The sequence below is a fragment of the Embleya sp. AB8 genome (genome assembly GCF_049739465.1).
Taxonomy (GTDB): Bacteria; Actinomycetota; Actinomycetes; order Streptomycetales; family Streptomycetaceae; genus Embleya.
The window spans coordinates 1-15,446 of record NZ_JBMHHY010000039.1; the positions used below are offsets into that span (position 1 = coordinate 1).

10 protein-coding genes are annotated in these 15,446 nt (G+C 71.0%); 1 reads left to right on the top strand and 9 read right to left on the bottom strand.

What is annotated here, in order from left to right; all coding sequences use genetic code 11:
* Positions 1-680: 680 nt before the first annotated feature.
* The 4 genes from ABIA38_RS40105 to ABIA38_RS40120 form a co-directional block, all read right to left on the bottom strand.
* Positions 681-1,526: a carbohydrate-binding protein gene (locus tag ABIA38_RS40105; RefSeq protein WP_424643917.1), complete on the bottom strand. Its 846-nt coding sequence runs from the start codon at positions 1,524-1,526 to the stop codon at positions 681-683.
* 73 nt (positions 1,527-1,599) lie between these two features.
* On the bottom strand, positions 1,600-2,538 hold the full coding sequence (locus ABIA38_RS40110; RefSeq protein ID WP_424643918.1) for an AraC family transcriptional regulator: 939 nt from the start codon (positions 2,536-2,538) through the stop codon (positions 1,600-1,602).
* A 225-nt stretch (positions 2,539-2,763) separates the two neighbouring features.
* The gene (locus ABIA38_RS40115; protein WP_424643919.1) at positions 2,764-4,209 is read right to left on the bottom strand and encodes a purine-cytosine permease family protein; all 1,446 of its coding nucleotides are present in this window, start codon (positions 4,207-4,209) and stop codon (positions 2,764-2,766) included.
* A 138-nt stretch (positions 4,210-4,347) separates the two neighbouring features.
* Positions 4,348-6,036, bottom strand: coding sequence for an amidohydrolase (locus ABIA38_RS40120; protein WP_424643920.1), 1,689 nt, complete (start codon positions 6,034-6,036; stop codon positions 4,348-4,350).
* A gap of 274 nt (positions 6,037-6,310) precedes the next feature.
* Between ABIA38_RS40120 and ABIA38_RS40125 the strand changes: the two genes are divergently transcribed.
* A complete protein-coding gene (locus ABIA38_RS40125; protein ID WP_424643921.1) occupies positions 6,311-7,756 on the top strand; it encodes an ATP-binding protein in 1,446 nt (481 codons plus the stop codon).
* A 15-nt stretch (positions 7,757-7,771) separates the two neighbouring features.
* Here the strand turns inward: ABIA38_RS40125 and ABIA38_RS40130 are convergent, their stop codons facing one another.
* The 5 genes from ABIA38_RS40130 to ABIA38_RS40150 all read right to left on the bottom strand — a co-directional run bounded on the left by ABIA38_RS40130 (position 7,772) and on the right by ABIA38_RS40150 (position 15,433).
* Complete coding sequence (locus tag ABIA38_RS40130; RefSeq protein WP_424643922.1) at positions 7,772-8,671, bottom strand: Lrp/AsnC family transcriptional regulator; 900 nt, start codon at positions 8,669-8,671, stop codon at positions 7,772-7,774.
* Between the two features lie 208 nt (positions 8,672-8,879).
* Positions 8,880-10,946, bottom strand: coding sequence for a glycosyl hydrolase family 18 protein (locus ABIA38_RS40135; protein ID WP_424643923.1), 2,067 nt, complete (start codon positions 10,944-10,946; stop codon positions 8,880-8,882).
* Between the two features lie 373 nt (positions 10,947-11,319).
* Positions 11,320-12,225, bottom strand: coding sequence for a lytic polysaccharide monooxygenase auxiliary activity family 9 protein (locus ABIA38_RS40140; protein WP_424643924.1), 906 nt, complete (start codon positions 12,223-12,225; stop codon positions 11,320-11,322).
* 1,177 nt (positions 12,226-13,402) lie between these two features.
* Positions 13,403-14,593: an alpha/beta hydrolase family protein gene (locus tag ABIA38_RS40145; RefSeq protein WP_424643925.1), complete on the bottom strand. Its 1,191-nt coding sequence runs from the start codon at positions 14,591-14,593 to the stop codon at positions 13,403-13,405.
* Positions 14,594-14,719: 126 nt separating this feature from the next.
* Positions 14,720-15,433 (bottom strand): alpha/beta fold hydrolase, encoded by a 714-nt coding sequence (locus tag ABIA38_RS40150; RefSeq protein ID WP_424643926.1) that lies wholly within the window; start codon positions 15,431-15,433, stop codon positions 14,720-14,722.
* Positions 15,434-15,446 lie beyond the last annotated feature (13 nt).

The following is a 15,446-nucleotide window of genomic DNA, read 5'->3' on the forward strand; positions in this document are numbered from 1 at the left end:
ATCCGTTTTCGGACCCGAGGAGAGAGCGGGAGCCGTGACGGGCCGCGAAACGCGGCATGGCCACCGGCCACCGAGGCCGCCAAGCGGACAACGGCCCCCGACCACGAGTCGGGGGATGCCGACCAGGGCGGCAACGGCCACGTAGTGGACGGGCAACAACGGATGCGGAGCACCAAGAAAAAACCCCGGCCCCGGAGGGGACGAGCAACGACGAGGCGGCGGCCACCCCCCACGACCCGGCCCCGCCGAACGGACCCAGGGCCAACCACGGCACCAGCTCAACAGCACGACGCCAAGCCGCCAACCGCCCCCGACCACGAGCCAGCGAAGCCGACCAGGGCAGTGACGGCCACGTAGTGGACGGGCAACAACGGATGCGAAGCACCAAGAAAAAACCCCGGCCGCGGAGCGGACGTGCAACGACGAGGCGGTGACAGCCGCCACGACCCGGCCCCGCCGACCAGACCCAGGGCCAACCACGGCACCAGCCCAACACCACCACGCCAAGCCGCCAACCGCCCCCGACCACGAGCCAGGAGAAGCCGTCCAGGGCAGCAACGGCCGCGCACCGAGCCCAATCCCGCCGCACAAACAAAAAACGCCCCCACCCTGCATGCGCAGGCCCCGGCGGGTGGCGCCGCCGGGGCCCGGGATCGACTCGCCTCCGCCTGGAGGGTCGATCAGGCGCGCTGCCACAGGGCCGGCACGTTCGGCGGCTCCCATCCCGGTTGTGCCGTGTGGCCTTGCAGGCAGCGGTAGTTCTGGCCGCCGTAGGTGGCGGTGCTGCCGGGCGGGTAGTTCGTGCCCACCCGCCAGGTGCCGGTGGGCGGGTCGGTCGGCGGGTCGGTGGGCGGCTTGGTCGGCGGTACCCCGGTCACGTCGAGCACGAAGTCGAAGGACGCCTCGCGGCCGTTGCCGACCTGACGCACCGTCATCAGCAGGCGCGGGTCGAAGATCGTGTCGGTGTTGTTGCGCGGCTCGCCCGGGAAGTAGGTCTGCGTGGTCAGGATCCCCTGGTTGGGCGCCTGGACCTTCATGTGCAGGTGCCGGGTGCGGCCCGGGTACAGGCCGGGGACCACCGTGGTCAGCGTGTACGCGCCCTGGGCGTTGGTGAACTGGTGGCCCCGGAAGGTGTACCCGTCGTTGTCGTACTCGCCGTTGTCGTTCGCCTGCCAGAAGTCGAGCAGCACGTTGGGCAGCGGCTGACACGATCGACCGAACACGTAGCCGGACACGCTGAGCGGCACACCCGGCGTACTGGCATCGGCCAGCACCGTGCGCAGCGGCGAGTCGGGCTTGAAGTAGGGACCCTCGGTCTGGTCGATCGTCGGCTCGTCGCCGTCGTGGCAGAACGGGGTCGGCGCCAACCGGCCGCTGTTGCTCCGCTGCGCCCGGGCCAGCGCGGGCACGCCGCCGATCAACAGCGGGATGGGGGCGGCCACCAGGGCCGCCTTGAGCAGGTTCTTGCGGGTGATGCCACGCCGGACGGGCTCGTCCTGATCGGTATCGGTGATCTCGGGGTCCACAGCGACCTCCTCGGCGAGGGGACGGGCGGGCAGGGTCGACGAATCGATCCGCCCACTCGCGATTGGTCTGAACCTATTCGCGGTGCTCGGGCGAGTCGATGGACAAAGCACGGCCCTCGTGGTGCTTCGCGTTGATCGTGCGGCGGTACTCCCCCGGCGTACTCCCGGTCTCCCGACGGAAGAACCGGCAGAAGTACGCGGGGTCCGCGAAGCCCACCCGATCGGCGACCTGGCGTACCGTCAAATCGCTCCCGGCCAGCAGTCTTTTCGCCTCCACGACCTGCGTCTGACGGATGATCCGGCCCGGTGTGCGGCCGGTGGCGGTCTTGACCGCGTGGTTGAGATGGCCCACCGAGACGCCCAGTCGATCGGCGTACGCACCGACCGTACGCTCCTCCGGATCCAGGTCCACCGGCCCGTCCAACAACCGGGCGAAGCGCTGCGCGATGGCGGCCGTCGGGCCGGGATCCGGATCCGCCTCGGCGTCCGGACTGTCCCGGGCCGCGAGCCGTGCCGCGCGCAGGATCAGTACGTGCAGATACGCCTGGAGCACGGGGATGAACCCCTCGCCCTGCTCGGTGTATTCGCGGCGCAGCTCGGCCACCACCCCGAGCAGTCCCGGCGCCGCCTCCGGCGTGGGCCGCAGCCGCGCCCGGCCCGCGAGTTCGCGTACCGTGTCCCGGTCCTCGGGGTGGGCGAGCAGGAAGTCGTCGTTGAACAACACGACCCAGCCGGTGAGTTCGTGCATGCGATGCCAAAAGTGCAGCTGTCCCGGGGTGACGAAGAACAACTGCGGCGGACAGACCGGCCTGGGCACCATGTCCACCACGTGTGTACCGCGTCCACCGGTCACCACGGCGATCTCGTGGAAGGTGTGCCGGTGCGGGAAGTCGGCCCGCGACATCGGCCCGATCGAATCGAACGACCCGACGGCGAACGGCAGGATGCTCGGCGCGGGCACTTCGAGGCGATGTAGCGGCACCGCCGGTCGCAGCTCGGTGGGCGAGCTCATCGGCCTCTCCCCACGCGCGTTCCGGGCGGCTGGTGCGTACGGATGTTCCGTGCCATGTCGGCCCCCTGGCGATTCGCGGACGATGCGGCCGCGCTCGATCAGCGGTCAGGTTAGGCCGTTCCCGCCCGGCGGTCGGCGAATGCGTGCCGACCGGCACGAACTGGCAAACGTGGCACGGCGCATGCGGGTGGCCGCAGCTGCGCCGGCCACCCGCGTACGGGCGGTTCAGGCCGCCCGTACCCGCCCGCGTGCGAGCAGGAAGTACACCGTCCCGGACACCACGATCGGCAGGAACCAGCTCAGGTCCGCGCCGTTCATCCGCGCGCTGACCCATCCGTCGATCAGTGGCGAGTGGATCGTCGACAATCCGGTGACCATGCCACACACCATCGCCACGATCCCGCGTACGTTGACCCCGCCGGTGCCCCAGTAGCGGCTGCTCGGGTCGGTGGTGTGGATCGCGGTGTGGTCGTAGCGCCAGCGGCGCAGCACGCCGTCCACGATCCACACCGCCGCGAACGGTCCGGCCCAGACGTTGACCAGGGACAGGAAGTCGTTGAGCGCCTTCTCGAAGTCGTAGACGAACAGGATGAACAGCACCGCGGCGAGGGCCAGGACCGCATCGAGCGCGGTGGCCACCCAGCGGCGCAGCGGTACGCCCAGGCCCTGGAGGGCCAGGCCCGAGGAGTAGAACACCGAGGCGTTGTTGGAAATCGAGCCGGTGAAGCAGGCGACGATGTAGAGCACGTACAGCCACACCGGCACCAGCGGCTTCACCCCGCCGACCGGGTCGGACAGGTCGGTCTGCGTGGCGATCAGTACGCCGACCAGGCCGAGGAAGACGGCCATCCCGGCGCCGCCCGCGAGCACGTTGCGGAACACCTTGCGTACGGGGGTGGCCGAAGGCAGGTAACGCGCGTAGTCCGGCGAGACCACCAGGTAGGACAGCGACCCGGAGGCCACCAGGGCGGCGGCGGTCAACATCAGGGTGACCGCGTCCCAGCCGCCGACCGCGTGTTCCGGGCGGGCGTTCCAGTCCACGTCGCCGATGGTGAAGGCGAGGAGCAGGGCGAAGATGACGGCGACGGCGGCGGCGAAGTACGGCTGTACCCGGATCAACATCCGGTGCCCGGTGACCGCGATCACGATGGCGCTGCCCAGCACGATCGTGGTGGCCAGGATCTTCCCGACCGCGCCGGGGTGGTGCCAGCCGAGCTGCTCGAACAGCGCGAGCACCGCGAAGACGCCGAGCAGGCCGTTGACGGTCTTGAAGCCGAGCGACATCGCCCACGTACACAGTGCGTTGACCCGGTTGCCGAGCACACCGAACGCGGCCCGGCTGAGGGTGAGCGCGGGCAGTCCGGCCCGCGGTCCGGCGATCGAGCTGTACGCGACGAGGACGAACAGCGCGTTGCCGACCACGACCGTGATCACGGCTTGGACCAGGGACAGACCCATGCCGACGGCGAGCGAGCCGAGCACGAAGAAGAACTGGTAGGAGTTGATGCCCATCCAGAACAGGCCGAGCTGACGCGGCGTCATGTAGCGCTCGGACTCGGGGATGAAGTCGTAGCCGTGTTGCTCCACGCCGCCGCCGCTCGTGGTCGGCGCGGGTGGGTCGCTGCTGTGGGTGGTGTTGATGTTGGTGCTGGTGCTCGCGGGCATGGTCATCGTTCTTCCCTGATCCTGGGTGACCCTTGTGAAGGGTAGGCGGGGCGGCGCTGGAGGGACGGGTGCCGGGGGGAACGGGCCCAGGGGGACGGGCGCTCGGCGGACGGGCGCCGGACGGACAGGCGCTGCGGGGACGGGTCAGGCGCGCCAGGCGCGGGTGCCGCCGATCCAGGTCTCCTCGACCCCGAGTCGGGCGAACGCGGCGGGGTCCCGGACGGTGTACGGGTCGGTCGCGAGCACCACGAAGTCGGCCAGCAGTCCGGGGCGCAGTGTGCCCACCGCGTGCTCGCGGTGCAGCGCCCGGGCACCGCCGACGCCGTGGGCGAGCAGGCCGTCGGCGAGCGGCAGGCGCATCTCGGGGGTGCCGAGGAGGGTGCCCAGTACCGTGCGCCGGGTCGCGGCGGCGGCAACCGCCTCGAACGGGGCGGGCGGTGCGACCGGTGCGTCCGAGCTGAGCGCAAACGCGGTGCCGGCGGCCTTGAGCAGGCCGGTCGGGTTGTAGCGGTGGCCGAGGTCGCCGAGCGCGGTCAGCGTGCCGTCGCCGGTGCGCAGGTGGTGTTGCGGCTGGAGGCAGGCGTGTACGCCGAGGTCGCGCATCCGGGCGATCTCGTCGTCCGTGGGCAGACCGCAGTGCTCGATCCGGTGTCGGGGGTCGGCGCGCGGGGTGTCCGCCTGGGCCTTCTCGACGGCGTCCAGGACCATCCCGATCGCGTACGGCGACTGGGCGTGCGTCGCGGTCTGGAGGCCGGCGCGGTGCGCGCGCAGGACCAGGTCGGCGTACTCGGCGGGGTCGTGGTAGAGCTGCCCGTGGTGGCAGCAGTCGACGGCGTAGCCCTCGGGGAAGTACGCGGTCCAGCCGCCGAGGGTGCCGTCGGCGTAGAGCTTGACGCCCTGGATCCGGAAGCGGTCGTCGCCCAGCGAGCGGGACAGCCCGAGGTCGAGCGCGGTGTCCAGGAGGGCCGAGGTCAGGTAGGCGGAGACGCGCAGCTTGAGGTCGCCGGCGTCGCGCCCGCGCAGGTAGGTCTCCAGCTCCCGGCGGGAGACCTGGGCGTCGCCGATGGTGGTGACGCCGGCGGCGAGGAAGGTCTCCTGGGCGCGCAGCAGGTGGCCGCGCATCTCGTCCTCGGGGTCGTCGAGGTGGAAGTTGGGCCCGTGGTTGGCGATCTTCACCCCGTCCGGCCCGGTGAGCAGGTCACAGGCGCCGTCCCACAGCTCGCCGTTGGGCGTCCCGTCCGCGAACCGCCCGATCCGGCCGCCGATCGGGTCGGGGGTGCCCGCGGTGATCCCGTACTTTCGCAACGTGTGGGTGTTGACCACGCCCCCGTGCCCCGAGGCGTTCATCACGTAGACCTCACGATCGGTCGCGACCCGGTCCAGGTCGCGGGCGTACGGGTGCCGCCCCTCGGCCAGCCGGCGATGTTCGTACCCGAAGCCCCGGATCGGCGTATCGGCCCGCAACCCGGCGGCGAATCCGACGAGGGTGGCCACCATCGCATCCAGGTCGCCGACCACCTCGGGCCGCAGATCGGCCCAGGCCAGGTTCTGCCCGTACATCACCGGGTGACAGTGCGCATCGGTGAACCCCGGCAGCACGGTGCGCCCGGCCAGATCCACCTCGTCATCCACCCGCCCGAGCACGGCGCGCGCCTCGGCAACGCTCCCGGCGTGCACGACCCGCTCCCCCCGCACGGCCAACGCCTCGACGCACCCGGCGGGCCCCTGGGTGTACACGGGCCCACCGGCCACAAGAAGCGTGCGATCCGATTCGGCGGCGGACGCGGAATCGGCGGTACCGACGGTGGTGGTGCGGGTGGTGCGGGTGGACATGGCGGCGCTCCTGCTCGACGGCGACTACGGGACGAAGACGATTCGTCGGCGAGAGAACCCATCGAATGACGTTTCGTCTGCCAGAACAGTAGGTCAACGCCGAATAGAGCACTAGAGGTCTGTAGAACAAACTTTTCATCCCGTCCGGCGCGGACCTACCGACGTTTCGTCGGTCGGTCCGCGCCGAATCAAGGTTGCTTCGGGGTGGATCGCATCGGCTACTTTTGGGTAGATCGAATCTACGTAGATTGCATCCACCCAATTGGGAGTCCATGTGTCGTTCGTCGGTCGACGGCTGGAACTGGCGTTGTTGGCCAAACGGCTGGAGCGGGTAGCCGCGTCCGGGGTCGGCAACGCGGTTGCGCTGCGGGGGCGGCGGCAGGTGGGCAAGTCGCGGTTGGTGCAGGAGTTCTGCGATACGGCCGGGGTGCCCTACGTGTTCTTCACCGCCACCAAGGGCGCATCCCCGGTCGAAGCGGTCGCGGATTTCCTGACCGAGTTGACCGAGTCCTCGCTGCCGACGGATCCCGAATTGGTGCCCTCGGTCAGCGCGGGCAGCTGGCCCGACGCATTCCGGGCCCTGGCCGCCGTCCTGCCGGATCGGCCCACCGTCGTGGTGATCGACGAACTGCCCTGGCTGGCCGAACAGGACACGCTCTTCGACGGTGCGCTCCAGACCGCGTGGGACCGGCTGCTGTCCAGACGCCCGGTCCTGATGCTGCTCCTGGGCAGCGACCTCCACATGATGGAACGGCTGACCGCGTACGACCGGCCCTTCTACGGCCGCGCGGACAACCTCGTGCTCGGCCCGCTCAATCCGGCCGAGACCGGCGAGGCGCTCGGGCTCGGTGCGGCCGACGCCATCGACGCGCATCTGGTCTGCGGCGGCCTGCCCGGCATCCTGCGCGCCTGGCCGCACGGCACGCCGGCACTCGCGTTCCTCGAGGCCGAGTGCGCAGACCCGGCCTCACCGGTCTTCGGCATCCCGGAGTCGTCGCTGTCCGCCGAATTCCCCGCCCCCGACCATGTCCGGCGCGTACTCGAAGCGGTGGGCGGCGGCGATCGCACCCACGCGAACATCGCCGCGACGGCGGGCGGCAGGAGCGGCGCGGTCCCCTCTGGCACGCTCTCCCCCGTACTGCGCCGGCTCGTCGAGGAGAAGCGGGTCCTCGCCATGGACGAACCGCTCTCCACCCGACCGGGCAAACCCGCGTTGTACCGGGTCCAGGACAGCAATCTGCGGTTGTACCTGGCGATCCTGCGCGTGGCCCACGAGCAGGTGCGGCGCGGCCGGCCGGAGGCCGCGTATCGGGTGATCCAGCGCCGCTGGGCTACCTGGCGCGGCCGGGCCGTCGAGCCGCTCGTTCGCGAGGCGATCGAACTCGCCGCCGGGGACGGCGCGTTGCCGTGGGACGACATCGAGGCAGTCGGCGGCTGGTGGAACCGCCGGTTCGACCCCGAGCTGGACCTGGTGGCCGTGGATCGTGCGCCGGTGGCCAACCAGGTCCGCCTGGTCGGCTCCATCAAGTGGCTGTCCGGCCCGTTCGATCGCCACGACCTGGCCGACCTCACCGCCGCCGCGCCCCAGGTGCCCGGCTTCGGCCGGGACACCACCGCCCTCGGCGTGGTCTCGCTGTCCGGCATCGCCGCCGACGTGCCCCACGAGTCGCTCGGCCTGCGCTGGGGGCCGGACGAGGTGGTCGCGACCTGGCGTCGCTGACCGACGGGCGCCGAGTCAGCGGGTGTTGAGGAGGTGGGTGTCGTAGCGTTCTTTGATCATTTCCAGGTGCAGCCAGGTTTCCAGGTCGTGGACGCCCGGGAGGGTGCGGAGTTGGTCGAGGGCGGTCAGGAGGTCCTCGGTCGAGTCGGCGCCTACCGTGCCCACCGCGTCGGCTCGGCCGACGCACGCGGCGACGAATTGGATGCTCGGGTGGGCCACGATCTCGGGCAGGGTGGCGGCCGGGTCGGTCAGGCGTAGGGCGAAGCCGACGAGTTGGCCCAGGCCCAGGGTGCCGGGGCGGACCAGGGCGGCCACCCGGAAGACGCCGGCGTCGAGGAGGCGCAGCGTGCGGGCCCTGGTGGCGCCGGGGGACAGCGCGATGTGCTGGGCGAGTTCGGCGAACGGCATCCGGCCGTCGGGCTGGAGGGCCTCGAGGATCTGCCGGTCGAGGTCGTCCAGGTCGATCGGGTCGGGGTCGCGCGATGGGGTGTACGGGTCCTTGAGCACGTGGGTGTAGGGGACCGTGTCCACGGCGCGTACCCCGGGCAACCGGCGGACGGCGGCGATCGCGTCGGCCAGCGCGGTGAAGTCGGCGGCGCGCAGTTCGGCGACCACCGGGGCGCGGCCCGCGGTCATCGTGACGAAGACCGATTCGGACCGGTCGGCCACCGCGCGGGCCACCGGGGCGGCCGGGCCGTCGACCGCGATCGACAGGTGGGCCATGCTCGTTCGGCCGAGCACCACCGGGTGCACGACGCCCACGATGCGCACCAGGCCCTCGTCCAGGAGGCGTTGCACCCGGGCCCGGGTGGCCACCCTCGACAGGCCGACCCGGCCGGCCAGTGCCTCGTAGGTCAATCGGCCGTCGGCCTGGAGCGCGTGGACCAGGTCCAGATCGGTTCGGTCCAAGTGCACTGCGCTGCTCCCTCTGCGGATCTGCGCAGCAGTCTCGCATGTCGGGTGGGCGAACTCGGGCAGGAGCCCCCACGGCAACCGGGCGCCGGCTCACGGTGGGGACGCGAGCCGGCGACCGGGGTTTTGGGGGCGATCGACACGGATGCTCGGGGCCGGTCCCGCAAATCCGGCGGGAGTCGCGACACCGACCCCGGCATCATTCATGGCCTCAGCTGATCGCGAAGTCGTCGCCGTAGACCGAGCCCTGCGCGTACCAGCCGTGCAGGTAGACGGTCACGCTTCCGGACGCGCCGACGGTGAACGGCACGGTCAGCTTGGTCCACGTGGACCCCGGTGAGGCCCACGTGCTTGCGGTCGCGCCCCCGCTGACGCCCAGGTAGGCGTAGTTGCCCTGGACCCAACCGGTCAGCGTGTGGGCCGAGTTCGGGGCGAGTTGGACGGTCTGGCTGCACTCGCCGGTCTGCGCCGCGCCGGCCGCGACCTGCAGGGCGTGCGAGCCGCTGTGCACGGGGGTGGTGACCACCGTGCCGCCGGGCTGGCAGGTCCACGGCGCGAGCGAGCCGCTTTCGAAGTCTCCGTTGAGCAGGCCGCCGCCACCCGGGTTGCCGATGGTGAGGGTGTAGCCGGCGCTGTGCGTGGCGGAGGGACCGGTGCCGGTGACCGTCAGCGGGTAGACGCCGGGCGTCGCGGTAGCCGACGCGGCGACGGTGAGCGTGGCCGAGCCGCCCGCGGTGACCGAGGTCGGGTTGACCGTGGCGGTGACCCCGCTCGGCGCGCCGGACACGGTGAGCGCGACGTTCTGCGCGCTGCCGGAGGTGACCGCCGTACTGATCGTCGCGGTTGTGCTCGCGCCCTGCGCGACGGTGCCCGAGGCGGGGTTGATCGCCAGGGAGAAGTCGTTGACCACCGGGCCGGCGCTGACGGTGAGTGTGTAGGTCGCGGTGTGCGTCGCGGAGGGACCGGTACCGGTGACGGTGAGCGGATAGGTGCCCGCCGTCGCCGACGCCGAGACGGCGATGCCGAGCGTGGCCGAGCCGCCCGCGGTGACCGAGGTCGGGGTGATCGTCGCGGTGACCCCGCTCGGCGCGCCGGACACGGTGAGTGCGACGTTCTGCGCGGTGCCGGAGGTGACCGCGGTATTGATCGTGGCCGACGTGCTCGCACCCTTGGCGACCGTACCCGAACCCGGGTTCAGGCTCAGCGAGAAGTCGTTGACCACCGGTCCGCCGCCGTTGGTGAACGGCGCGAAGGTGTGCGTGAACTGGTACAGGTCCTGCTTGATTCCGGAGCAGTTGTCGGCCGCCGCGCCGCCGGGGCAGTTGCCGTTGTCGCGTTGCAGGGCCCACATCGACAGGTGGCTGATGCCCTGCGTCTTCGCCCAGTTGTAGGTGGTGACCGCGTCGTCGGTGGTGAACGTCTCGGCCGCGCCGAAGTCGTCCACGCCGGGCATCACGGTGACGCCGACCATGGCCCACAGGTCGGCCTGGCTCTTGTTCGGGTAGAGCTGCGCCAGTTGGTTCTTCAGGCCGGTCGCGGCGCTCTTGGCGTCGTTGGCCATCTGGTGCGGCTGATTGTCGTAGAAGTCGAACGTCATGATGTTGACGAGGTCGATCTTCGTGCCGTTGGTGACCGCGTTCTGGAGTACGGCCAGGCCGCTGTCCGCCAGGCCGGAGGTGGTGGTCGGCAGGGTGTACTGGATCTGCAGCGGACGCCCGGTGCTCGCCGCCCAGGACTGCACCTGCTTGAGCGCCTTGTTGCGGCGGTCGATGCCGGCCGGGTTGGTCAGCGAGTTGTCCTCGATGTCGAGGTCGATCCGGCTGACCTCGTAGGTGGAGATCACGTTCTCCAGCGCGGTGGCGATCGCGTTGACGTCGGTGCAGCTGTCGGCGATCTCGGTGGCGGTGTTGTCCGCGGTGTAGCCGCCGAAGGACGGGATCACATCGCCGCCGGCGGCGCGGATCTTGGCGATGTCCGCGCCGAACGAGGACTGGTCGATCGGCTTGCCGGTGTCGCCGCCCCAGTACGGCGTACACGAGCCCTTGCTCTGGGTCTGGATGAAGGCCATGGTCAGGTACTTCGCGCCGGACGCCGCGGAAAGGGTAGCCGGACTCTCACCGGTCCAGGCCTCGAAGTACGGCGCGAACACATGTGCCGGCATCGGGGTGGCCACTGCGGCGGCATGCGCGGCACCGCCGCCGGTCAGGACGAGTCCCACCGACGCGGCGGCGGTGGCCAACACGGTGGTCAAGGTGCGCAGCGGACGTGGTCGTCTCATCGGAACTCCCGCTTTCTGCGGACGAGATGGGGACGGCGGGGACCGCCGGGTGGCCGGACGGTCGGTGGCGGGACGGTGGGTGGCGGGACGGCGGGCGGCGGTCGGGTGGTCTGTGGTCGGACGATCTGTGGTCAGACGATCGGTGGCCGGACGATCGACGGTCGGGGTGCTGCGACCAGACGATCTGCGACCAAACGATCGGTGGCCGGACGATCTGTAGCCAGATGATCGGCGCGTGGCCGTGTGCGTGGCCAAATGGTCGGCGGGAGGCCGAGTGTGTGCCCACCTCCGGCCCGGCGGGGGACTCCGGGTTGGTCAGGTCCGGCGACGTCGCCGGGCCGGAGGTGGCATTCGTGGGGCGCTCGGCGCGGGTTCAGCGTCGGGCGCGGGCCTCGCGGCGTCGGTTGGTGAGTACGACGGCGCCGCCGCCGACGATGATCAGCGCACCCGCGCCGGCCGCGCCGACCGCAGCCGCGCGCGGGACGCCGGCCGGGCCGTGGTCGGGCATGGCTGCGGCGACCGGGGCCTCGTTGATGCTCTCGTGGTTGTGTCCGGCGGGCTCGATGTAGGGCGCGCCGGTCTCGTGCGCGAGCGGTGCGGTCGCCGGGTTCACCCGGGCCGCGGCCGGCGCGGGCGCGGCCGTGAAGTCCACGTCCGAGCACGAGTAGAACGCCTCGGGGCTGTCCGAGCGTTGGTGGATCACGTAGATCAGGTGGCGCCCGGTCTTGCCCGTCGGCATCCGGCCGTTCAGCACGAACGAGCCACCATCCAGCGGCGGATCGGTCTGGGTGAGGAACGGTGTGGCTTCCAGGTCCGACCACTTCAGCGGCTGCGTCGGGTCGTAGCCGTCCCGGGTGACGTAGAACGAGAACGTGCCCCGGTGCGGCGCGGTGGCCCGGAACAGGAAGTTGAACGTGGCGCCGGCGGAGACCGTGGTCGCGGGCCAGTCGGCGCGCGGCAGGTCGAAGCCCTTGTACTTGTCCCGGCCGGCACTGCACAACTTGCCGTCGGGGATCACTTGACGATGCCGGCCGGCCACGTCCGCGAGGTTGACCTCGTTCCAGTCGTACACGGCCTGCGTGCCGCCGGCCGCGACCGCGGCCTTGCAGGCGGCCGATGTGGGGTTCTCCGGGTTCTCGGCGCGACACGTGCCGGTACGGCTGAGCGGATTGCTCAGCGTGCCGTGTGCCTGTGCCGTGCCGGTGGCGAGCGCGGCGATCGTCAGCGGCGCCAGACAGCAGGTCGCGGCGAGTGCCGCGACCCGGTGGCGAGACTTCATGAAGCCCTCCGGGTAAGGGAGTTGCCGATCCTGGGGACGTACGGGAGATCTCCTGCGGGAGCTCTCGGCCGACCGTCCTGGGGTCGGCGGGAGCGGGTGGGACGAATCGGCGCGGATGGGACGGTCGGCGCGGATGGGGGACACGACGCGGGTGGGACGGGGATCCGCAGTGGCCGCGAACGGATCCCGGTATTCCGGCGTACAGGTGCACCACCGCCTGCGGTCCACCGGGACAGGTATAGACCAATGGCTGCGGCGGTACTCAGAGTCGCCGGGCTCGTCCGGTCGCGCAAGGGTGCGGAGCGGGTCTTTCCGATTCGATCTCGTCGATCGGGCGTCATTACTCCCCAACGGGGATGTTGCCGAGGCCGCCGAAAAGTCGGCATGGCCTGCGCGGCTATGTTTCTGACATACCGTCAGATGTGTCGTCATTGTGTCGAGGAAAAATTTCCCGCGATTCGGAACGGTCTTGCCAATACTTGCCGGCCGACCCGGAAAAGTGCCCGCGCACTATGGACGGGACCCCGGTTGGTATAGACCATTGTCCGTGCAACGGACGCTCGTCGCGGTGCGGACGACGATCGCCCGGCCACGCCCGTCCGTCCCCGTCCCGTCTCCGTCTCCGACCCGTCTCCGTCCCGTCCCGTCTCCGTCCCGTCCCGTCTCCGTCCACGACCGGTCGAGCCCGAGTCGCGTTCCGAAGCACATCGGATGCGACACGTGTGCAGTCTCGAACCGGCGCCCGGCAAAGGGCAGTTCCACCGCACAACCGCGCCACCGAACGACAGCCTCGACAACCGCCAGTCCCCCGAACCGCAAGTACACCGAACCGCCAGTCCCCCGAACCGCAAGTACACCGCCCCACCGCCCGGCCGCGAGCGGTGGCGCGCGCCCACCGGCGGCGCGCGCACGGCGGATCCGCCATACGTTCCTGTCCCCGACCCGTGTCCCGACCGGCGGCAACATCGGCCGATCGATATCGGCCGATCGATCGACCCACGAACTCAGCGGCTCAGCCCGGCCGAACCCGACCCGGCTGAGCCCAACCCCCAGGTCCGGCACCGATCGACCCCCTTTCGACCGGTGCCCCCCGAGCCCGGCGGCGACCACGCGACGCCGCCGGGCCACCTCCCTCCGCCCGGTCACGGATTACGGATTAGGGATTGCGGATTGCGGATCACGGATTGTTGAAGACGACCTCCGGATGCGCGGACGTCGGACCGTCAAGCAGCGGCCGTCGGACGTGCCTCAACTGGACGTCGAAGAACGCCCCGACATAGGCGCGCGTCAGCTCAAGCGCCCGGCCGCCCGGGAGCTTCGACGCCGACTCCGGGCTCGGCACGCCCAGTTGGTCCAGGAACAACGGAACGTCGGTGAAGCTGTAGTGCGTTGCCCCGGCCACGGTCAACCACCGCTTCCAGCCGGTCAGCCGGTCCCATGCCTGACCCCAGCTACGATCGTCGCCGCCCGGCCGATGTGTGTCGTCGTCGGTGCCGAACATCAGGAACGGCCGCCCGTCCAGCCCGTCTTCGGGCACGGTGGAGTGAAACGCGCCGTCCATGTTCACCCCCGCCCGGATCCGCCGATCGCCCGCCATCGCCGCAGCCGCGCTCGCCCCGCCGATCGAGTGGCCGGCCATGCCGATGCGCTTCCGGTCGATCAGGTCGGCGTAGCGCCAGGCGGGCCGCGACCCGGTGAGCCGATCCAGGACGAACGACACGTCCTTGGCCCGCCCGGCGGGAACGGCCGCCAACTCCTCCTCGGTACGCACCTTCGTGCACGCCACGCAGGTCAACATCCGGCCGTCGGGAAAGGCCGTACCGGCGGACTCGTAGGCGTGATCGATCGCCGCCACCACGTAGCCCCGGCCCGCGAGTTCCTCGGCGAGCCCGGTGAGGGTGAAGGCCGAGGCCCCGAACCCCGGGGACAGCACCACCAGCGGATACCGCCCACGCACGGGCCGGGCGTCCGCCCGTACATCGTTGCCGGTCCCGCTCAGCGTCTCGGCCGGCACGACACCGCCCAACCCCGCGTCGGCCAGCAACAGCCGAGCCTCCTCGACCGTCGCATACTGCGCCGGCGTTCCGGTCCCGGACCGTGCGGGGTAGTACATGCCGACCATCAACTCCCGTGCGCCGGCCGCCGGTACCCACGGATCCGGCCGCGACCGGTCGACCATGTGCAGGCTCTCCCGCCCGACCGCGTAGGGACCCGTCGGGCGGGGCAACGACGTATGAGCACCCGAGGCGGTCGCGGCCGACACCCGCGACGATGCCGCCGTCGGCGCGGCAACCGCAGCGGTCGGCGAAACCAACACGAGGGCAAGCGCAAGCAGCGCGGCGGGCGAGGCCGCCGAGAATCTGGACATGCCAAGATCCTCGCCGCCGGCCCCCGCCCCCACATCGCCCATCAGGCGCACCCCGACCCCGCGCCTCGCCTACCTCCCGAGACCCAGGGCATACGCCGGTGGGGGGATGGTCGCCGAACCGGCGACTCAGCGGCGCGAGTGCAGGAAGGACCGGACCACTTCGGTGAACGCCTCCGGTTCGCGGGCGTGGATCAGGTGGCCGGCCGGGATGGTGACCACCCGCGCGTCGGGCAGCCGGCGGGTCCAGGCGGTGACCCGGTCCTGTGGGATGTGGCTGGTGGAGCCGCCGGCGACGACCAGGGTGGGGGCGGTGATTCGGTCGAGCCGCTCCCACCACACCGGGTCGGGGGTGTCGACCTGCTTGCGGATCGCGATCACCATGTCCCAGTCGAAGGCCAATTCGCCCTCGGGACGGACCGGGGCGATCGGCTCGCGCGGGAGCGGGACGGTTACGTCCTCGAGCACCAACCGCCGTACCCGCTCCGGGTGTTCCTGGGCGAAGAGGTAGGCCACGATGCCGCCCATCGAGTGGCCGATCAGGTCCACCCGATCCAGATCGAGCGCGTCCAGGAAGCCGCGCAGGTCGTCGCGCATCAGCTCCAGGGAATAGTCGCCGGGCCAGTCGCTACGGCCGTGCCCGCGCAGGTCGACCGCGTACACCCGCCAGTGCTCGGCGAACGGCTCGGCGATCCGGGCCCAGTGTGCGGCGTCCTCGCCGAGCGCGTGCAGCAGCACCAGCGGCGGGGCCTCCGGCGCGCCCCGGACGTCGTGTACCAGGCGCACCCCGTCGATCTCGACCACCCTCGATATGCCGCTCGATTCACCGCTCGATTCACCCATATTCGGACCATAT